At 65.8% G+C, this 17,173-nt stretch carries 20 protein-coding genes; 10 read left to right on the forward strand and 10 right to left on the reverse strand.

Annotation, left to right across the window (positions count from 1 at the left end):
- Positions 1-40 precede the first annotated feature (40 nt).
- Positions 41-706 (forward strand): tRNA (guanine(46)-N(7))-methyltransferase TrmB, encoded by a 666-nt coding sequence (trmB, locus tag FGS76_RS04900; protein ID WP_138771515.1) that lies wholly within the window; start codon positions 41-43, stop codon positions 704-706.
- On the opposite strand, the gene FGS76_RS19425 is transcribed toward trmB, so the two are convergent.
- Together FGS76_RS19425 and FGS76_RS04905 are read right to left on the reverse strand one after the other, a co-directional pair.
- Positions 700-864 carry a hypothetical protein gene (locus FGS76_RS19425; protein WP_170214399.1) on the reverse strand — a complete coding sequence of 55 codons (165 nt, stop codon included), beginning with the start codon at positions 862-864 and terminating at the stop codon, positions 700-702. The genes trmB and FGS76_RS19425 overlap by 7 nt on opposite strands.
- A 44-nt stretch (positions 865-908) precedes the next feature.
- Positions 909-2,270 (reverse strand): TrpB-like pyridoxal phosphate-dependent enzyme, encoded by a 1,362-nt coding sequence (locus tag FGS76_RS04905; protein ID WP_138771516.1) that lies wholly within the window; start codon positions 2,268-2,270, stop codon positions 909-911.
- Between the two features lie 319 nt (positions 2,271-2,589).
- Between FGS76_RS04905 and FGS76_RS04910 the strand changes: the two genes are divergently transcribed.
- From FGS76_RS04910 to FGS76_RS04920, 3 genes are all read left to right on the forward strand, one after another.
- Positions 2,590-3,402 carry a poly(ethylene terephthalate) hydrolase family protein gene (locus FGS76_RS04910; RefSeq protein WP_205717181.1) on the forward strand — a complete coding sequence of 271 codons (813 nt, stop codon included), beginning with the start codon at positions 2,590-2,592 and terminating at the stop codon, positions 3,400-3,402.
- Between the two features lie 96 nt (positions 3,403-3,498).
- The gene (locus FGS76_RS04915; RefSeq protein ID WP_138771517.1) at positions 3,499-4,551 is read left to right on the forward strand and encodes an AraC family transcriptional regulator; all 1,053 of its coding nucleotides are present in this window, start codon (positions 3,499-3,501) and stop codon (positions 4,549-4,551) included.
- Positions 4,548-5,261 (forward strand): lipase secretion chaperone, encoded by a 714-nt coding sequence (locus tag FGS76_RS04920; RefSeq protein ID WP_138771518.1) that lies wholly within the window; start codon positions 4,548-4,550, stop codon positions 5,259-5,261. The genes FGS76_RS04915 and FGS76_RS04920 overlap by 4 nt, the downstream gene beginning before the upstream one ends.
- A 70-nt stretch (positions 5,262-5,331) precedes the next feature.
- Here FGS76_RS04920 and FGS76_RS04925 read toward each other — a convergent pair whose 3' ends face one another.
- The 6 genes from FGS76_RS04925 to FGS76_RS04950 all read right to left on the reverse strand — a co-directional run bounded on the left by FGS76_RS04925 (position 5,332) and on the right by FGS76_RS04950 (position 10,645).
- The gene (locus FGS76_RS04925; protein WP_138771519.1) at positions 5,332-5,763 is read right to left on the reverse strand and encodes a GNAT family N-acetyltransferase; all 432 of its coding nucleotides are present in this window, start codon (positions 5,761-5,763) and stop codon (positions 5,332-5,334) included.
- A gap of 10 nt (positions 5,764-5,773) precedes the next feature.
- Positions 5,774-6,922: a JmjC domain-containing protein gene (locus FGS76_RS04930; RefSeq protein ID WP_138771520.1), complete on the reverse strand. Its 1,149-nt coding sequence runs from the start codon at positions 6,920-6,922 to the stop codon at positions 5,774-5,776.
- A gap of 31 nt (positions 6,923-6,953) precedes the next feature.
- Positions 6,954-8,324, reverse strand: a complete 1,371-nt coding sequence (gene purB, locus FGS76_RS04935; protein WP_138771521.1) for an adenylosuccinate lyase — start codon at positions 8,322-8,324, stop codon at positions 6,954-6,956.
- 110 nt (positions 8,325-8,434) lie between these two features.
- Positions 8,435-9,061: a high frequency lysogenization protein HflD gene (gene hflD, locus FGS76_RS04940; RefSeq protein ID WP_138771522.1), complete on the reverse strand. Its 627-nt coding sequence runs from the start codon at positions 9,059-9,061 to the stop codon at positions 8,435-8,437.
- Positions 9,058-10,170 carry a tRNA 2-thiouridine(34) synthase MnmA gene (gene mnmA / locus FGS76_RS04945; protein ID WP_138771523.1) on the reverse strand — a complete coding sequence of 371 codons (1,113 nt, stop codon included), beginning with the start codon at positions 10,168-10,170 and terminating at the stop codon, positions 9,058-9,060. The genes hflD and mnmA overlap by 4 nt, the downstream gene beginning before the upstream one ends.
- Positions 10,171-10,177: 7 nt before the next feature.
- Positions 10,178-10,645: an NUDIX hydrolase gene (locus tag FGS76_RS04950; RefSeq protein WP_138771524.1), complete on the reverse strand. Its 468-nt coding sequence runs from the start codon at positions 10,643-10,645 to the stop codon at positions 10,178-10,180.
- Between the two features lie 117 nt (positions 10,646-10,762).
- On the opposite strand from FGS76_RS04950, the gene moaC reads away from it, so the two are divergent.
- From moaC to FGS76_RS04965, 3 genes are read left to right on the forward strand one after another with little or no spacing between them, the layout of a single operon-like run.
- A complete protein-coding gene (moaC, locus tag FGS76_RS04955; RefSeq protein ID WP_138771525.1) occupies positions 10,763-11,275 on the forward strand; it encodes a cyclic pyranopterin monophosphate synthase MoaC in 513 nt (170 codons plus the stop codon).
- Between the two features lie 4 nt (positions 11,276-11,279).
- Positions 11,280-11,534, forward strand: coding sequence for a molybdopterin converting factor subunit 1 (gene moaD / locus FGS76_RS04960; RefSeq protein ID WP_138771526.1), 255 nt, complete (start codon positions 11,280-11,282; stop codon positions 11,532-11,534).
- Between the two features lies 1 nt (position 11,535).
- Positions 11,536-12,003 carry a molybdenum cofactor biosynthesis protein MoaE gene (locus tag FGS76_RS04965; protein WP_138771527.1) on the forward strand — a complete coding sequence of 156 codons (468 nt, stop codon included), beginning with the start codon at positions 11,536-11,538 and terminating at the stop codon, positions 12,001-12,003.
- On the opposite strand, the gene FGS76_RS04970 is transcribed toward FGS76_RS04965, so the two are convergent.
- Positions 11,909-12,532 (reverse strand): pseudouridine synthase, encoded by a 624-nt coding sequence (locus FGS76_RS04970; RefSeq protein ID WP_138771528.1) that lies wholly within the window; start codon positions 12,530-12,532, stop codon positions 11,909-11,911. The two genes, FGS76_RS04965 and FGS76_RS04970, sit on opposite strands and share 95 nt — an antisense overlap.
- 108 nt (positions 12,533-12,640) lie before the next feature.
- Between FGS76_RS04970 and icd the strand changes: the two genes are divergently transcribed.
- A complete protein-coding gene (icd, locus tag FGS76_RS04975) occupies positions 12,641-13,903 on the forward strand; it encodes an NADP-dependent isocitrate dehydrogenase (protein WP_138771529.1) in 1,263 nt (420 codons plus the stop codon).
- A gap of 24 nt (positions 13,904-13,927) precedes the next feature.
- Here the strand turns inward: icd and FGS76_RS04980 are convergent, their stop codons facing one another.
- On the reverse strand, positions 13,928-14,218 hold the full coding sequence (locus FGS76_RS04980) for a cold-shock protein (RefSeq protein ID WP_138771530.1): 291 nt from the start codon (positions 14,216-14,218) through the stop codon (positions 13,928-13,930).
- Between the two features lie 242 nt (positions 14,219-14,460).
- On the opposite strand from FGS76_RS04980, the gene clpS reads away from it, so the two are divergent.
- On the forward strand, positions 14,461-14,823 hold the full coding sequence (gene clpS, locus FGS76_RS04985; protein ID WP_138771596.1) for an ATP-dependent Clp protease adapter ClpS: 363 nt from the start codon (positions 14,461-14,463) through the stop codon (positions 14,821-14,823).
- Positions 14,824-14,867: 44 nt separating this feature from the next.
- Complete coding sequence (gene clpA, locus FGS76_RS04990) at positions 14,868-17,132, forward strand: ATP-dependent Clp protease ATP-binding subunit ClpA (protein ID WP_138771531.1); 2,265 nt, start codon at positions 14,868-14,870, stop codon at positions 17,130-17,132.
- Positions 17,133-17,173 lie beyond the last annotated feature (41 nt).

Raw genomic sequence — 17,173 nt, forward strand, 5'->3', positions numbered from 1 at the left:
CGCAGCATAAACGCCGTGATATTTCTTTTCGAGACAGACCATGAGCGGTAACAGCCGGCCGGTGACCAGCAACCAGGCGGAGCCGCACCCGGCCCTGGCGGATACCGTGGGGCGTCATCTTGCTCACCCCTGGCGGGCGCCGTTGGCGGACCACGACCGGGAGGCGTTCCAACGGGCCCGGGACTGGCTGGGCGACTCCGACGCGCCGTTGATTCTGGATTCCGGTTGCGGCACCGGCCGTTCCTCGGTGCTGCTGGGGCAGCGCTACCCGCAAGCGCGGGTGCTGGGGCTGGACCAGTCCGCCCATCGCCTGGCGCGGGCGCCGCGCCGTTTTCCGATACCGGATAACGTGCTGCTGCTGCGCACCGACTGCGCCGGTTTTTGGCGTTTGGCGGAGGCCGCCGGCTGGCGGCCCTGGCGCCACTATGTGCTGTACCCGAACCCGTGGCCGAAGAGCGCCCACCTGAAACGCCGCTGGCACGGCCATCCGGTGTTTCCCCATTTACTCGGGTTGGGGGGCACGCTGGTGTTGCGCACCAACTGGGAACTGTATGCCCGGGAAATGGCCGGGGCTCTGGCCCTGGCGGGCCGGCAGGCGAGCGTGTCGGCGCTGGCCGGGGGCCAGCCGCCGGTCACCGATTTCGAGGAAAAATACCGCCACAGCGGCCACCGGCTCTGGGAGCTGGTGGCCGACCTGGATCACTGAACGGTGAGGTAGATCTTGTAGCCGATGGTGGCCAGCATGCAGAGCGTGCCGACCGCCAGCAGGGCCAGGCCCCAGTTTGATTGGCGGGCGGCGAAGCCCACCCCCATGAGCATCAGTCCCACGACCATCAAGGCGATAAGACCATCGAAGGGCGCCATGTTTCCTCCTTGCCGTTAAGGCGTGGTGTTGCTTGGCAGGGCGGTCAGCCCAGCTGCGGCAGGCGCGCCAGGGCGGCCTCGGCCCCCTCGGCATCGTAGTCGCCATCCTCCAGCTTGCCGTCGAAGTAATCGATATAGGCCTGCATGTCGAAATGTCCGTGGCCGGACAGATTGAAGAGAATGGTTTCCGACTTGCCTTCCTGCTTGCAGCGCAGCGCCTCGTCGATGGCGCCCTTGACCGCGTGGGTACACTCCGGCGCCGGCACGATGCCCTCGTGGCGGGCGAATTGCACCGCCGCCTCGAAGCAGCCCAGCTGCTGATAGGCGCGCGCCTCGATCAGGCCCAGCTCCAGCACATGGGACACCTGGGCGCCCATGCCGTGATAGCGCAGACCACCGGCGTGGAAACCCGGCGGCGTAAAGCTGGAGCCCAGGGTGTGCATCTTGGTGAGCGGCGTCAGATGGGCGGTGTCGCCGAAATCGTAGGCGAAGCGGCCCTGGGTGAGGGTGGGGCAGGCCGCCGGTTCCACGGCGATGATGCGCCGGCGCTTGCCGCCGCGCAGCTGGGCGCCCAGGAACGGGAAGGCGATGCCGGCGAAGTTGGAGCCGCCGCCGGTGCAGCCGATGATGATGTCCGGGTCGTCGCCGGCCATTTCGAACTGCTCCATGGCCTCCAGGCCGATCACGCTCTGGTGCAGCATCACATGGTTAAGCACCGAACCCAGGGCGTACTTGGTGCCCTCGTCCTGGGCCGCCAGTTCCACCGCCTCGCTGATGGCGATGCCCAGGCTGCCCGGGTGGTCCGGGTTTTCCGCCAGGATCGCGCGGCCGGACTCGGTGAGATTGGACGGTGACGCCACGCACTCGGCCCCGTAGGTGCGCATCAGCGCCTGCCGGTAGGGCTTCTGCTGGAACGACACCTTGACCTGGAACACCTTCACTTGCAGATCAAACAGGCTGCCGGCGAACGCCAGCGACGAGCCCCACTGGCCGGCGCCGGTTTCGGTGGTGAGCCGTTTGATGCCGGCCTCGGCGTTGTAATAGGCCTGGGCCACGGCGGTGTTGGGCTTGTGCGAGCCGGCCGGGCTGACGCCCTCGTACTTGAAGTAGATTTTCGCCGGGGTATCCAGGGCTTTCTCCAGCCGGCGCGCGCGGATCAGCGGGCTGGGCCGCCACAGGCGGTAGATCTCGCGCACCGCCTTGGGAATCTCCACATGGCGCTCGCTGGTCATCTCCTGGGCGATCAGGGTGTCCGGGAACAGCGGCGCCAGATCTTCCGGCGCCACCGGCTGATGGGTGGCGGGGTGCAGCACCGGCGCCATCGGGGTCGGCAGGTCCGCCATGATGTTGTACCAGTCGCGGGGCAGGTGTTCTTCGGACAACAGGTATTTGGTGCTCTCGGCCATGGTGCTCTCTTATTGGTCGTTTTTGTTCATGCCCAATGATGCCGCTTTTTGCCGCCCCGGATAAGGCCAAGGTGGCAATTGCCGCGGCACCGTGCCGTCGCCGGCTCCGGCGGTGGGCGTTGCTGTGTGATCAGGCTCCCACTTTCACGGTACTCGTCCCCGGGTGCGTTACCTGAGTTACCAACCCGGGGCGAATCCCGCCTCTGCTGTGATCGCCGCACGGGAAACGTCGCTTCTAGACTCCCTGATACTCCCACGATTCAGCACTGGATCGTTGGGGTGGGATCAATTCAATAGGGAAAATAAAAGGGACGAAGACATGAGAAATATAAAACTCTCCGCCCGTGGCGGTTCGCACTGGACCACTAAACTGGCGACGTTGATGGTTGGCACGGTGTTGAGCTGCGGCGTCGCCAACGCCGCGCCGCTCGATCCTTACGAGGACGAAGGCCCCTACAGCACCACCCGTGAACTGGGCCTGAGCTGCACCGTGTTCCGGCCGTCCAACCTGACCGGCGATCACCCCATCGTGGTATGGGGCAACGGTACCGGCACCACGCCGACCGCCTATCGCCGCGGCCTGGAACACTGGGCATCCTGGGGGTTCGTGGTGGCCGCCGCCAACACCAGTAACGCCGGCACCGGACAGGACATGCTCGACTGCATCGGTCATTTGCAGTCCCGTGGCTATGCCAGCCAGCTTGATTTCAGCGCCATTGGCGCCTCCGGCCATTCCCAGGGCGGTGGTGGCACCATCATGGCCGGGCGGGACAGCCGGATCACCGCCACCGCGCCGGTGCAGCCCTACATTCTCGGCCTCGGCCATGACACCACGTCGCAGTATCAGCAAACCGCGCCGATGCTGCTGCTGTCCGGCTCCTTTGATGTGTTGGCCGGTCCGCTGCTGAATCAGCGCCCGGTTTATCAGCGCGTGGATGTGCCGGTGTTCTGGGCGGAGCGTACCGCCGCCACCCATTTCGAGCCGGTGGGCGACTTTGGCGACTTCAAGGGCATCACCACCGCCTGGTGGCTGTATCAGTTGTCCGGGGACTCCAGCGCCGCCGACCTTTTCACCGGCCCCTGCACCGCCTGTAACCTGTTCGGTTGGGATATCGAACGCAAGAACTTCTGATCGGCGGAGCCGGGTCCTCACGGCGGTGTGGGCCCGGCGTCAGGCCGTCTATGGCATGCTAACCTTGATGGAAATAATAAAACCCGGGAGCAATCCATGGAGACGGGATGGGACCAACCGCAGGTGCCGCTGCACCTGCATCCGATGGGATTTATCGAGGCGTTTTGCGACCTGGGCGCCGATCAGACGGCGCTGCTGCGGGACACCGGCATTTCGCCGGTGCTGTTCGACATGCGGGATGTTCGCATCAGCCACGGGCAATTCGAGCGGCTGCTGTTAAACGGCATTGAGCTGTGTGACCGCCCGGCGCTGGGCATCTGGGCAGGGCTGCGTTTCGACTGGTCCTATTGGGGTACGGTGGGCTACGTGGTGCACTGCAGCCCGAGCCTCAAGCATGCCGGTGAGGCGTTCCGCCGCTACCTGGTGCTCTCTCAACCCGGTTTTGCCCTGCAGACCGCCAACTCCAATGCCTACCTGGACGCCGATAACCGGGTAGTGGAACCCATTGATTACATGACCGGCAGCGACACCGAACGTGTGCTGCGGACCTTTATCCGTGACTGGCGGCTGGCCATTACCCTGCGGGTATGGGATAGCTGCGGCAACAAAGCGGTGCAAGATCCCGGCGTCCATGTACGCCTTGATATTCCCCGCCCTGCGTCCACCGAGCCCTACGAGGCGCTGCCTTGCCAGAGCCTGCGTTTCGGCTGCGACGATTCTTCCATTTCCGCCCATCGGGACTTTGTGTTCCGCCGTTTCCGGTTGCTGCGCAGGCGTGCCTTCGAGCAGCTGCTGCAGGACTGTGAGCGGCAATTGGCCCGGTCACCGGAAGGCGTTTCATTCACCGAGCGGGTGCGCTGGCACCTGCGCGCCCACTTTCGTCCCGGGCTGAAGCTGGAAGTGGTCGCCCGTCAGTTGCGCGTGACCCCCCGGGGCCTGAGTCGGCGCCTGGCCACGGACGGCACCTCGTTCCGGCGGCTGATGCACTCGGTGCGCATGGAGATCGTGCGCCACCAACTGCGCCATTCGCGGCTGCGGGTGGAGGAGGTGGCGGCGATGGCGGGCTTTTCCTGCGCCTCCAGTCTGCGCCGGGCGGTTAAGCGCTGGTCCGGCACCACCGTGGGCGAGCTTCGCGAGCTGCCGCAATGAGCGAGGCACGGGACCGGGCAGGCCTGGCCGCTGGCTCTGTGGTGGCCGCCGTGGTGCTGGCATTGGCCAGTGCGGTTCTGGTGGCCGGCGTAGTCTGGCTGGTGGTCACCGCGCCGCCGGAATCGCCCGTGGAACCGGCGATAAACCGGCCTGGCCCGGAGCCGGTTGAAGCTGTTGCCGCTGAACCCGTGGTGCCATCCCCACCGCCACGGCGCCCACCGGCAAGCACCGACAGCACGGAGAGCGCCGAGCCGTTGGCCCCGGAGCGGCTCGACCAGTTGTTGACGGCGTTCGCCTGGGAGGGCGACCGGTTGCGGGTCGACCATGGCACCCGGCGCACCCTGAACGCCTTGCTGGCGGGATCGTCGCCCGCCCTTGGGGAACGGATACTGACGCGCTTGCCGGACCCGCGCGGCCGCCAGGTGGTGGATCTGCTGGAGCGCTACCGGCAATACCTGGACATGCGCCAGGCGGTGGCGGACACCTTCGATTATCTGGATAACCCGGAGGCCATGGCCGGCGCCCAGCGCCAGCTGCACCAGTTGCGGCGCGATTACCTGGGCGCGGAGTTGGCGCGGGGGTTGTTTGGCGAAGAAGAACGGATGGTGAATGCCACCCTGGAAAACATGCGGATACAGAGCGACCCGACCCTGTCCGACGCGCGCAAGCGCGAGTTAACCCGTCCCATCAAGGCGCCCGGCGCCGAATAGCAGCGCCGGTCTCACAGGTGCGGTTCACGGGGCTCCGCGCTGCCGTGGCCCCGTTCCCAGTCCCGCTCGATCAGTCCAGCAGCTTGAACATCTGCCGGTGGGGGATGTGGGCGTCCATGAAGATGCCGCCGGAGACGCTGAAGCCGGCGGTTTCATAGAAGCTGGTGGCGTGGGTCTGGGCGTACAGGAAGATTTCGCCCATGCGGGCGGCGCGGGCGGCTTCCTCGGCGGCCACCAGCAGGGCGCGTCCAACGCCGCTGTTGCGGTGGGTTTCCAGCACGCACAGGCGGCTGATCTGACCGCTGCCCAGCAGGCGCAGGCAGCCAATCGGCCGTTGTTCCTGGTCCAGTGCCAGGAAGTGCCGGGCGGCGTGGTCGGCGCCGTCCCATTCCAGTTCCTCGGGGACGCCTTGCTCGCCGATGAAGACACGCTGGCGGAGCGCGCTCAGTTCGTCGCGGTGTTCGTCCCAGGAGGTTTCGATGATGGTAAAACTAAAGCCCATGGCGTTCTCGTCAAAGCTCGGCAAAGTAGCCCTGGTCCATCCAATGGTCCAGCAGGGCGCGGCCGTCGGCGTCGAGCACCGCGGCCAATTCCTTGTCGGTGTAGCGGCGTTGGCGGGCGAGCAGCCCGGCGAGGGCGAGTTGGCCGCCTTGCAGGGGCCAGGGCTCGCCGTTGAGCCAGGCGGTGTCGTCCACCAGCAGAAGACGCACGCCGCCATGGCGAACCAGGACGGCGTCGGAATCGGCGGCGCGAATGTGCGCCGGGTCGACCAGAAAATCAAGTCCCGATTGACGGGGAGTGCTCAGCCAGCGGGCCAGAGCATTGCGTGCCGCGCCCCGGTCGAACAGGGCCAGCGCCTGCTCCAGCATGGCGTCGCGCTCGCCGGCATCGAGCCGGCCCGGGTCGCCGGGCAGGGCGCGGCCGGCGTCCTGGTACAGGGTCGGGGCGGCGTCGGCCAGGGTTTCGGCCACCATTTCCGCCAGCAGATCCCGGTAGTCCGGCGCCCGGAAGCCCACCGACCAGGTAATGCAGTCGCTGTCCAGGGCGACGCCGTGGTGGGCCACCCCGGGGGGCAGATAGAGCACGTCCCCGGGCCCGGCGATGTGCTCCTCGGTAACCGGCATGTCGGCCAGCATCTTCAGCGGCACGTCGCCGCGCAACCGGCTGCTGTCGTCGCACACCGGACCCAGCTGCCAGTGGCGCCGGCCGGCGGCCTGCACCAGGAACACATCGTACTGGTCGTAGTGCGGGCCCACGCCGCCGCCCTCGGCGGCGTAGCTGATCATGATGTCTTCCAGGCGCCAGCCCGGCAGAAACCGGAAGTCGTCCAGCAGCAGCGACACCTCGGTGAGGTAGTGGTCCACCGATTGCACCAGCAGGGTCCAGTCCCGTTCACCCAGTTCCGCGAAGCGCTCCGCTTCCAGCGGGCCCTGTTCCAGGCTCCAGGGGCCGTCTCCGGCGCCCAGGATCAGCCGCGATTCCACCTCCGGCTCCAGCGCCAGGCCGGCCAGGGTGTCCGCGTCCGGGTGCGCCAGGCCGCTGGCGGCGCCGGGCATGAACAGGGGCGCCCGCTGCCAGTGCCGGGCAAGAAAATCCTCCGGCGCCAGCGGTAGCGCGAAGCGCGGCAGGGCCGGCGCCTCCAATGAGGTGTCCTGGGTCATGACCACTCCGGGCCGGCCATCGCCGGCGCAGTTATTGGACGTCGCGGGCCTGCTGGCTGGCGTTGCCGACGTAGCTGCCCGGGGTCATCGCCTTGAGGCGTTCCTTGGCGTCCTCGGGGATCGCCAGGCCATCGATGAAGGCGGCCAGGTTTTCCTGGGTGATCGCCTTGCCCCGGGTCAGCTCCTTGAGCTTCTCGTAGGGCTTCTCGATGCCGTAGCGGCGCATCACCGTCTGGATCGGCTCGGCCAGCACTTCCCAGGCGTGGTCCAGATCGTCGGCCAGCCGTTCCGGGTTCACTTCCAGCTTGCCGATGCCCTTCAGGGAGGCTTCGTAGGCGATCAGGCTGTGCGCCAGGCCCACGCCCACGTTGCGCAGCACGGTGGAGTCGGTGAGGTCGCGCTGCCAGCGCGACACCGGCAGCTTGGCGGCCAGGTGGTCCATCACCGCGTTGGCGATGCCCAGGTTGCCTTCGGAGTTCTCGAAGTCGATGGGGTTGACCTTGTGCGGCATGGTGGAGGAGCCCACTTCGCCCTCCACCGCGCGCTGCTTGAAGTAGCCCAGGGAGATGTAGCCCCACACGTCCCGGTCGAAGTCCAGCAGGATGGTGTTGAAGCGCATCAGGGCATGGAAATACTCGGCCACCCAGTCATGGGGTTCGATCTGGGTGGTGAACGGGTTGAAGGCCAGCCCCAGGCTTTCCACGAAGCGGCGGGCGAAGGCCGGCCAGTCCACGTCCGGGTAGGCCGCGTAGTGGGCGTTGTAGTTGCCCACCGCGCCATTGATCTTGCCCAGGATGCGCACCGCCACGAACTGGTCGCGCTGGCGCTTCAGACGCTCCACCACGTTGGCCATTTCCTTGCCCACGGTGGTGGGGGAGGCGGACTGGCCATGGGTGCGCGACAGCATCGGCACATCGGCCAGGCCATGGGCCAGCTGGCGGATGCTGCGGATGATCTGGTCCAGCTTGGGCAGCAGGGCGTCGCGGGCCTCGCGCAGCATCATCGCGTAGGACAGGTTGTTGATGTCCTCGCTGGTGCAGGCGAAGTGGACGAACTCGGTCATCTTGTTGAGTTCGTCGTGCTCGGCCATGCGTTCCTTGATGAAGTACTCCACCGCTTTCACGTCATGGTTGGTGGTGCGCTCGATTTCCTTGATGCGCTCGGCGTGCTGTTCCTCGAAATCCCGGGTCACGCCGCGCAGGTGCCAGGCGGCCTGGCCGCTCATCAACGGCACCTCGGGGATGTTCTTGTCGTGGGACAACTGTTCCAGCCAGCTCACTTCCACGTGCACCCGGTAGCGGATCAGGCCGTACTCACTGGTGATCGGGCGCAGCGCCTCGCACTTGCCGGCGTAGCGACCGTCCACCGGGGAAATGGCGGTGAGGGGATTAAGGCTGGACATGGGGCACTCCTGAAATGGGAAACCGTAGGGCGGGCGCAATGATACCGTAATTGGCGGCGAATCGCCCGTCGCCTTGGTAACCTCTAAATGACATTAAGAAAGTGGCTTAATTATCTGATTTCTATACTGTTCAGAATTTCCAGGCGCTGCTTGCGCTGGAACAGAAGGCGCCAGCGGCGGCCGTCCAGCTGGTGCCACAGGAAGGCGGCGCGCACGCCGGCCAGGAACAGGGCGCGGATGCGCGCCGCGTTGTCCTCGTCCTGCAGCTTGGCCGGATCACCCTGCACCCGGATGCGGAACCGGAAGGTGCCCAGGGTATCCAGGTAGATGCCCGCCAGCCGGTGGCAGAAGGTCGGGTTGGCGAGGCTGTCGAAATGCTCGCGCTGGCCCTGCAGGGCGATCAACCGGTGGCGCAGCAGGCTGATCACCTCTTCGTTCTTGCGCAGCTTCGAGGACAGGTGCAGCAGCGCCAGGGCATAGCTGAGCGGCCGCGCCGAGTCGCGGGTCTGCTCGCGGCCCAGGCTCTGGCGCAGCAGGCGCAGGCCATCGCCCAGGGCGGCCGGGTTCGGGTAGATCTGGTCGAAGTCGCTGGCGTCCATGGCCATCACCCCGCCCAGCAGGTGCTCCACCGCGCCGCTGTCGGCGTCGCCCCGGGTGGCGATGCGGTCGGCCAGCACGGCGGCCTGGAACACCGCCGCCAGGGACAGCATTTGTTGTTGCTCGTGGTTAAAGGTCATGCGGTTGCCTCGATTACGGCGCCGCCCAGGCAGGTGTCGCCATCGTAGAACACCACCGATTGCCCCGGTGTCACCGCCCGTTGCGGTTGCTCGAACACCACCCGCACCCGGCCGCCGCCGGCGTCTTCCACCCGGCAGGCCTGGTCGGCCTGCCGGTAGCGGGTCTTGGCGGTGAGGCGGGCGGGCAGGGCCGGCGGCTGGCCGGCCACCCAGTCCACCTCGGCGCTGGTCAGCTCGTTGCTGAACAGCAGCGGGTGGTCCTGGCCCTGTACCGCCACCAGCACATTGCGGTCCAGGTCCTTGCCGGCCACGTACCAGGGCGCGTCGCCGGCGTCGGCGCGGCCGCCGATGCCCAGGCCCTGGCGCTGGCCCAGGGTGTAGTACATCAGGCCATCGTGGCGGCCGATCCGGTGGCCATGGTCGTCCTCGATGTCACCGGGCTGGGCCGGCAGGTAGGTCTCCAGGAAGTCCTTGAAGCGGCGCTCGCCGATAAAGCAGATGCCGGTGGAGTCCTTCTTTTTATGGTTGTCGAAGCCGCGCTCGGCGGCCAGCCGGCGCACCTCCGGTTTCTCCAGGTCGCCCAGGGGAAACAGGGTGCGGGCGAATTTGTCGCCGCCCACCGCGTGCAGGAAGTAGGTCTGGTCCTTATTGTGGTCCACGGCGCGCAGCAGCCGGCCGCGCTCGCCGTGGTGGCTGACTTGCGCATAGTGACCGGTGGCGATGTAGTCCGCGCCCAGGGTCAGGGCCCGGTCGAGAAAGGCGGCGAACTTGATTTCCTTGTTACAAAGGATGTCCGGATTGGGGGTGCGGCCGGCCCGGTATTCGGCCAGAAAATGCTCGAACACCCGGTCCCAGTATTCGCCGGCGAAATTGGCGGTGTGCAGCTCGATGCCGAGCACGCCGGCCACCTGCATGGCGTCCAGCAGGTCCTCCCGGGCGGTGCAGTAGTCGGTGCCGTCGTCCTCGTTCCAGTTCTTCATGAACAGCCCCTCGACCTGGTAGCCGGCGTCGAGCAGACGGGCGGCGGCCACCGACGAATCGACGCCGCCGGACATGCCGACGATCACGCGGGTGTCTCCGGGGGCCCGGGACGGGGTATCGGACTTCATGGCGCTCTCAGCCTCGTTGCAGTGGCCAGGGGTGTTGATAGATGGCGTCCAGCGGCAGCCGGCGGCCGCCACGGTAGTCATCCACGCAGCGCTGTACCAGCGGGCTGCGGTGTTCGTCGGCGCGGGCCGCCAACTCCTCCGGGGTCAGCCACACCGCCTCCAGAATGCCGGTGTCCAGCTTCTGGTGCGGGTCGTGACCCAGCGGCCGGGCCAGGAAGCAGGTGCGGTAATAGACGCCACCACCGGGCTGCGGTTGAAAGATGTACCAGCCCAGCAGGTCGGTGATCTCCACCCGCCAGGCGGTCTCCTCCAGGGTTTCCCGGTAGGCGGCCTGCATCAGATCCTCACCGAATTCGGCGTGGCCGGCGGGCTGATTGAGCACCGCCTGGCCGGCCTGCATTTCGCGCACGAACAGCAGGCGGCCCTCTTGTTCCACGACGGTGGCCACAGTAATGTGCGGTTCGAAGCTGTTCATCGAAGGCTCCAGCCGGGTGTCCATGATCGGTCAGCGGGCGCAGATGGTAGCGCACCGCCGGCCGCCGTGACAGCCATTCGCCGGCACAATGCCCGGCCCGGGCACGATCCCACCGGGATGGGGCCGCCTCCGGGAGAATGCAATACCGTGAATGATACTTTCAGCCATCTGGATGACCAGGGCCGTGCCCGCATGGTCGACGTCAGCGACAAGGCGGAAACCGCCCGTACCGCCCATGCCCGGGCCCGGGTCCGCATGGCGCCGCGTACCCTGGCCATGATTCTCGACCAGCAACACCCCAAGGGCGACGTGCTGGCGGTGGCCCGGGTGGCCGGCATCCAGGCGGCCAAGAAAACCTGGGATCTGATTCCGCTTTGCCACCCGCTGATGCTCAGCGGCGTGCGCGTGATTCTGGAACCGGAGGGCGACGACGCCCTGCGCATCGATGCCCACTGCAAGCTGAAAGGGCTCACCGGGGTGGAGATGGAGGCGCTCACCGCCGCCTCGGTGGCGGCGCTGACGGTCTACGACATGTGCAAGGCGGTGGACCGGGCCATGGTCATCGAGCAGGTCTGCCTGGTGGAAAAGACCGGAGGCCGCAGCGGCGACTTCCGGCGGGAGGAGGCCTGAAGACATGATCGAAGTGGTGTTTTTCGCGGCCCTGCGCGAGCGGGTGGGCGAGGATTCCCTGCGCGTGACGCCGCCGGAGACGGTGACCACGGTGGCCGCCCTGTGCGACTGGCTGGCCGACCAGTATCCGGCGGTGGGGCGGGCCCTGGAGGCCACGCCCCGGCGCATGGTGGCTATAAATGAAGCACTGGCGGAGCCGGACAGTGCGGTGGCCGACGGCGACACCGTGGCGCTGTTTCCGCCGGTGACCGGGGGCTGAGATGACCCGCATCCATGTGGCGATTACCGCCGAACCCCTGGAATCCCACCTGTCCAGCGAGGGCCAGGACGGCCGCAGCGGCGCCGAAGTGCGCTTCTCCGGCCGGGTCCGTGACGAGTCCGGCCGGGTGCGGGCGCTGTTTCTGGAGCATTACCCGGGCATGACCGAGCGCGCCCTGCGCCGCATCGGCGAGCACGCGCAACAGCGCTGGGCTCTCAATGCCATTGAAATGATTCATCGGGTGGGTGAAATCCAGGTGGGTGAGGAGATCGTGCGGGTGGTGGTCTGGGCCGGTCACCGCCATGCCGCCTTCGAGGCCTGCGCCTTCCTGATGGACGTGCTGAAAAGCCAGGTGCCGCTGTGGAAGAAGGAACTCAGCGACGACGGCTGGCACTGGGTCGAGGCCCGCGAGCGCGACGCCGAGGCGGCCGCCCGCTGGATGGCGCCGGCTTCGGAGCGTGCACGGTAAGCTCCCGCCACTGACCCGGCGCCAGGCCCTCCAGGGTCCAGTCGCCGATGCGCCAGCGCACCAGCCGCAGGGTGGGGTGGCCGATGGCCGCGGTCATACGCCGCACCTGCCGGTTGCGACCTTCGTCCAGGATGATTTCCAGCCAGCGGTCGGCCACCGTGAGTCGCTGGCGCACCGGCGGATTCCGTGGCCACAGGGCCGGTTCCGGGATCAGCCGGGCCGGCGCCGGGCGGCAGGGGCCGTCCTTCAGGGTGACCCCCTGACGCAGGGGCGCCAGGTCCTGGTCCGCCGGGTCGCCTTCCACCTGGGCCCAGTAGGTCTTGGGCAGATGGAAGCGGGGGCTGGCGATGCGCGCCTGCAGGCCGCCGTCGTCGGTGAGCAGCAGCAGCCCCTCGGAATCCCAGTCCAGCCGGCCCGCCGGGTACACACCGGGCACCGGAATGTAGTCCTTCAGAGTGGGACGCCCCCGGTCGTCGCTGAACTGCGAGAGGACCTGAAAGGGTTTGTTAAACAAAATCAGCCTTGCCATGGTCGAAATCGTTCTCCGGCGGTCTCGAAGCCGAGCAAGGATAGCACCTGGGTGCTATACTCGCGCGGCGACCGAATACTACGGTTTTTCTCAGAGGGAGTAGTGTAGATGGGATACCAAAAGATCACGGTTCCGGCGGATGGTGACAAAATCACCGTTAACGCGGACCTATCCCTGAATGTCCCCAACCACCCGATCATTCCGTATATCGAAGGGGACGGCATCGGCGTTGATATCTCGCCGGTGATGATAAAAGTGGTGAACGCCGCCGTGGAAAAAGCCTACGGGGCGAAACGAGCGATCACGTGGATGGAAGTGTTCGCGGGCGAAAAGGCCACCAAGGTCTACGGCCCGGACACCTGGATGCCGGAAGAAACCCTGGAAGCCTTGCGGGAATTCACCGTGGGCATCAAGGGCCCGCTGACCACTCCGGTGAGCGGCGGCATCCGGTCCCTGAACGTATCGCTGCGTCAGGAACTTGATCTGTACACCTGCATGCGTCCTGTACGCTGGTTCGAGGGCGTACCCAGTCCGGTACGGCATCCCGAGCTCACCGACATGGTGATTTTCCGGGAGAACTCCGAGGACATCTACGCCGGCATCGAATGGCCCGCAGACAGCCCGGAGGCCACCAAGCTGATCAAGTTCCTGCGCGAGGAAATGGGCGTTACCCAGATCCGTTTCCCGGAGAGCTGTGGCATCGGCATCAAGCCGGTTTCCCGGGAGGGCACCCAGCGCCTGGTGCGCAAGGCGATCCAGTACGCCATCGACAATGACAAGGATTCCGTCACCCTGGTGCACAAAGGCAACATCATGAAGTTCACCGAGGGTTCGTTCAAGAACTGGGGCTACGAGCTGGCCCGTGACCGCTTCAACGCGGAGCTGCTGGACGGCGGCCCGTGGATGGTCATGAAGAACCCGCGTACCGGCAAGGACATCGTCATCAAGGACGTGATCGCCGACGCCTTCCTGCAGCAGATCCTGATGCGCCCCGCCGAGTACAGCGTGATCGCCACGCTGAACCTGAACGGTGACTACATTTCCGACGCCCTGGCGGCGGAAGTGGGCGGCATCGGTATCGCGCCGGGCGCCAACATCGGTGGTTCCGTGGCCCTGTTCGAGGCCACCCATGGCACCGCGCCGAAGTACGCCGGCCAGGACAAGGTGAACCCGGGTTCACTGATTCTGTCCGCGGAAATGATGCTGCGCCACATGGGCTGGGAAGACGCCGCCGATCTGGTGATCAACGGCATGGAAGGTGCCATCGCCGCGAAGACCGTGACCTACGACTTCGAGCGACTGATGCCCGACGCCACCCTGCTCAAGTGCTCTCAGTTCGGCGATGCCGTAATCGAGCACATGGGCGTATAACACCACGCCCCCGCGCCGCGCTCCTTATTGCGAGGAGACGGCGTTGCTTTCCTGATCCCGCCGCCGGGTTCGTGCCGGCCGGCGGGAAGACGGAGCTTCCCCTTTCTTCACGTCACCGGGTTTAAGATTGACCGCGTGGTAGCCTTTGGAGGCTTCGCGCAGTTCATATTCGACGCTTTGTCCGGCGTACAGGGTTTTGTATCCTTCTTCCTGAATGTAGGAATAATGGACGAACAGATCGTCGCCGCCCTCGTCGGGCCGCACGAATCCGTAACCCTTGGTGTTGTTAAACCACTTCACGGTACCCGTTGCCATGGTGCTTCCTCTGGCCGCTGGTTGTGAAGTTGTTGTTATCGGCCACAACCACCCCCGGCTCGGTTAGAATAGGTTGGTTTTTGAACAACTGTTCCCTAAGGTCCTCGGGGTGTCAACCCCCGGGCGGTCGGGATTGAAAAACGTCGTGATACCCCTCATTTGTTGATTGCCTGCTGACGCCAGCGGGTATACAACCGTTAGAGAAGGTTATGAAAAGGCAGCAAGACTCCAGATCCCGATACATGGACGCTACCGCGCCATCGGCACACGGCCCCCACCAGGGTCCGGAAAAACCCGAGGGCCCGGATCGTCACGGCGATGCCGCGGTCGAGGAGGCCAAACCCCGGCTGAAACGGCCGCCGATGTTCAAGGTGATGATGTTGAACGACGACTACACGCCCATGGATTTCGTCGTCGAGGTGCTGGAGACCTTCTTTCGGATGGACCGTGAGCAGGCCACCCGGGTCATGTTGACGGTGCACACGAGAGGTAAGGCGGTGTGCGGGGTGTACCCCCAGGACATCGCTGAAACCAAGGCCGCGCTAGTGGTCGATTATGCCCGAGAACATCAGCATCCGCTGATGTGTCAGGTCGAACGGGCCTGACGCCGTCCGGTGACGGACAGGGCAACCAAGCAGTGAGGTAGCCTATGCTCAGCAAAGAACTGGAACTGACTCTCAACGAGGCTTTCCACCACGCCCGTAGCCATCGGCATGAGTTCATGACCGTGGAACATCTGCTGCTGGCGCTGCTCGACAATGAGGCGGCGGTGGAAGTGTTGCGCGCCTGCGGCGCCGATCTGGAAGAGCTGCGCGAGGCCCTGACTCAGTTCATTGACGATTCCACCCCCTTGCTGTCGGAGGAGGGCGACCGGGATACCCAGCCGACCCTGGGCTTCCAGCGGGTACTCCAGCGCGCGGTGTTCAGCGTGCAGTCGTCCGGCAACAAGGAAGTCACCGGCGCCAATGTGCTGGTGGCGATCTTCAACGAGCAGGAGAGTCAGGCGGTTTACCTGCTCAACAGCCAGGACGTTCACCGTCTCGACGTGGTCAATTTCATCGCCCACGGCATTTCCCAGGTGGAAGACGGCGAAGCCGCCGACGAACAGCGTGACGAAGCCGAGGTGACCGGTGAAAGCGCCCCGGCCAGCGCCCTGGAAAGCTATGCCTCCAACCTGAACGAACTGGCCCGCGCGGATCGCATCGACCCGCTGGTCGGTCGTGCCTTTGAAATCGAGCGCGCCGCGCAGATCCTGTGCCGTCGCCGCAAGAACAATCCGCTGCTGGTGGGCGAGCCGGGGGTCGGCAAGACCGCCATCGCCGAAGGGCTGGCGCGGATGATCGTGGAAGAGCAGGTGCCCGAGCCGCTGCTCGACGCCGTGGTCTACTCCCTGGACCTGGGCGCGCTGCTGGCCGGCACCAAATACCGGGGTGATTTCGAGAAGCGCCTGAAAACGCTGCTGGCGGAATTGCGCAAGAAGGACAACGCCATCCTGTTCATCGATGAGATTCACACCATCATCGGTGCCGGCGCCGCGTCCGGCGGCGTGATGGACGCCTCCAACCTGCTCAAGCCGCTGCTCGCCTCCGGTGACCTCAAGTGCATGGGCTCCACCACCTTCACCGAATACCGCACCATCTTCGAGAAGGACCGGGCCCTGTCCCGCCGCTTCCAGAAGATCGACGTGGTGGAACCGACCGTGGAAGACACCGTGGGCATTCTCAAGGGGCTCAAGAGCCGCTTCGAGAAGCACCACAATGTGAGCTACACGGACGCCGCCCTGAAGAGCGCCGCGGAACTCAGCGCCCGCTATATCAATGACCGCTTCCTGCCGGACAAGGCCATCGACGTGATCGACGAGGTGGGCGCCTGGCAGCGGCTGCGGCCGGAGGGCGAGCGCAAGGAAACCATCGACCAGGACGACGTGGAAGCCATCGTCGCCAAGATCGCGCGGATTCCGCCCAAGCAGGTATCGTCCTCCGACAAGGAAGTGCTGCAGAACCTGGAGCGCGACCTGAAGATGACGGTGTTCGGCCAGGAAGACGCCATCGAGACCATCTCCGCGGCGATCAAACTGTCCCGGGCCGGCCTCAAGGCGGACAACAAGCCGATCGGTTCCTTTATGTTCGCCGGCCCCACCGGGGTGGGCAAAACCGAGGTCAGCCGTCAGCTGGCGCGGGCCCTGGGCGTGGAGCTGGTGCGCTTCGACATGTCCGAGTACATGGAACGGCACACCGTCAGCCGGCTGATCGGCGCGCCTCCGGGCTACGTCGGTTACGACCAGGGCGGCCTGCTCACCGAGGCGGTCACCAAGACGCCGCACTGCGTGCTGTTGCTGGACGAGATCGAGAAGGCGCACCCGGAAGTGTTCAATATCCTGCTGCAGGTGATGGACAACGCCACGCTCACCGACAACAACGGTCGCAAGGCGGACTTCCGCAACGTGATCCTGATCATGACCACCAACGCCGGCGCCGAGGTGCTCAACAAGCGCAGCATCGGCTTCACCGAGCAGGACCCGTCCTCGGATGGCATGGAAATGCTCAAGAAGGTGTTCACGCCGGAGTTCCGCAACCGGCTGGACGGCATCATCCAGTTCAACCCGCTCACCACCGAGGTGATCCTGGGCGTGGTCGACAAGTTCCTGGTGGAACTGCAGGCCCAGCTGGATGAGAAAGCGGTGGTTCTGGACGTGGACGATCAGGCCCGCCGCTGGCTGGCCGAGAAGGGCTACGACAAGGACATGGGTGCCCGCCCGATGGCGCGCTTGATCCAGGAACAGATCAAGAAGCCGCTGGCCGAGAAGCTGCTGTTCGGCGAACTGGCCGGCAAGGGTGGCCAGGTGCACATCGCCGTTGGCGACGACGGCCTGGTGCTCACCGTGGACGCCTCGGAAGAGGAAGCCACCTGCTGACCCGGCGAACCCATCCGCCCACCATCAAGCCCGGCCTCGCG

This window comes from Alloalcanivorax gelatiniphagus (assembly GCF_005938655.1).
Lineage (GTDB): Bacteria > Pseudomonadota > Gammaproteobacteria > Pseudomonadales > Alcanivoracaceae > Alloalcanivorax > Alloalcanivorax gelatiniphagus.

Bases quoted from the DNA above. Each gene is read 5' to 3' on its own strand.
- moaD (WP_138771526.1), top strand. From the start codon at position 11,280: ATGATCGAAGTGGTGTTTTTCGCGGCCCTGCGCGAGCGGGTGGGCGAG.
- FGS76_RS04970 (WP_138771528.1), bottom strand. From the start codon at position 12,532: ATGGCAAGGCTGATTTTGTTTAACAAACCCTTTCAGGTCCTCTCGCAG.
- mnmA (WP_138771523.1), bottom strand. From the start codon at position 10,170: ATGAAGTCCGATACCCCGTCCCGGGCCCCCGGAGACACCCGCGTGATC.
- FGS76_RS04905 (WP_138771516.1), bottom strand. From the start codon at position 2,270: ATGGCCGAGAGCACCAAATACCTGTTGTCCGAAGAACACCTGCCCCGC.
- FGS76_RS19425 (WP_170214399.1), bottom strand. From the start codon at position 864: ATGGCGCCCTTCGATGGTCTTATCGCCTTGATGGTCGTGGGACTGATG.
- FGS76_RS04980 (WP_138771530.1), bottom strand. From the start codon at position 14,218: ATGGCAACGGGTACCGTGAAGTGGTTTAACAACACCAAGGGTTACGGA.
- icd (WP_138771529.1), top strand. From the start codon at position 12,641: ATGGGATACCAAAAGATCACGGTTCCGGCGGATGGTGACAAAATCACC.
- trmB (WP_138771515.1), top strand. From the start codon at position 41: ATGAGCGGTAACAGCCGGCCGGTGACCAGCAACCAGGCGGAGCCGCAC.
- clpS (WP_138771596.1), top strand. From the start codon at position 14,461: ATGGACGCTACCGCGCCATCGGCACACGGCCCCCACCAGGGTCCGGAA.
- clpA (WP_138771531.1), top strand. From the start codon at position 14,868: ATGCTCAGCAAAGAACTGGAACTGACTCTCAACGAGGCTTTCCACCAC.
- FGS76_RS04920 (WP_138771518.1), top strand. From the start codon at position 4,548: ATGAGCGAGGCACGGGACCGGGCAGGCCTGGCCGCTGGCTCTGTGGTG.
- FGS76_RS04930 (WP_138771520.1), bottom strand. From the start codon at position 6,922: ATGACCCAGGACACCTCATTGGAGGCGCCGGCCCTGCCGCGCTTCGCG.
- FGS76_RS04910 (WP_205717181.1), top strand. From the start codon at position 2,590: ATGAGAAATATAAAACTCTCCGCCCGTGGCGGTTCGCACTGGACCACT.
- FGS76_RS04915 (WP_138771517.1), top strand. From the start codon at position 3,499: ATGGAGACGGGATGGGACCAACCGCAGGTGCCGCTGCACCTGCATCCG.
- FGS76_RS04965 (WP_138771527.1), top strand. From the start codon at position 11,536: ATGACCCGCATCCATGTGGCGATTACCGCCGAACCCCTGGAATCCCAC.
- FGS76_RS04925 (WP_138771519.1), bottom strand. From the start codon at position 5,763: ATGGGCTTTAGTTTTACCATCATCGAAACCTCCTGGGACGAACACCGC.
- hflD (WP_138771522.1), bottom strand. From the start codon at position 9,061: ATGACCTTTAACCACGAGCAACAACAAATGCTGTCCCTGGCGGCGGTG.
- moaC (WP_138771525.1), top strand. From the start codon at position 10,763: ATGGGGCCGCCTCCGGGAGAATGCAATACCGTGAATGATACTTTCAGC.
- FGS76_RS04950 (WP_138771524.1), bottom strand. From the start codon at position 10,645: ATGAACAGCTTCGAACCGCACATTACTGTGGCCACCGTCGTGGAACAA.
- purB (WP_138771521.1), bottom strand. From the start codon at position 8,324: ATGTCCAGCCTTAATCCCCTCACCGCCATTTCCCCGGTGGACGGTCGC.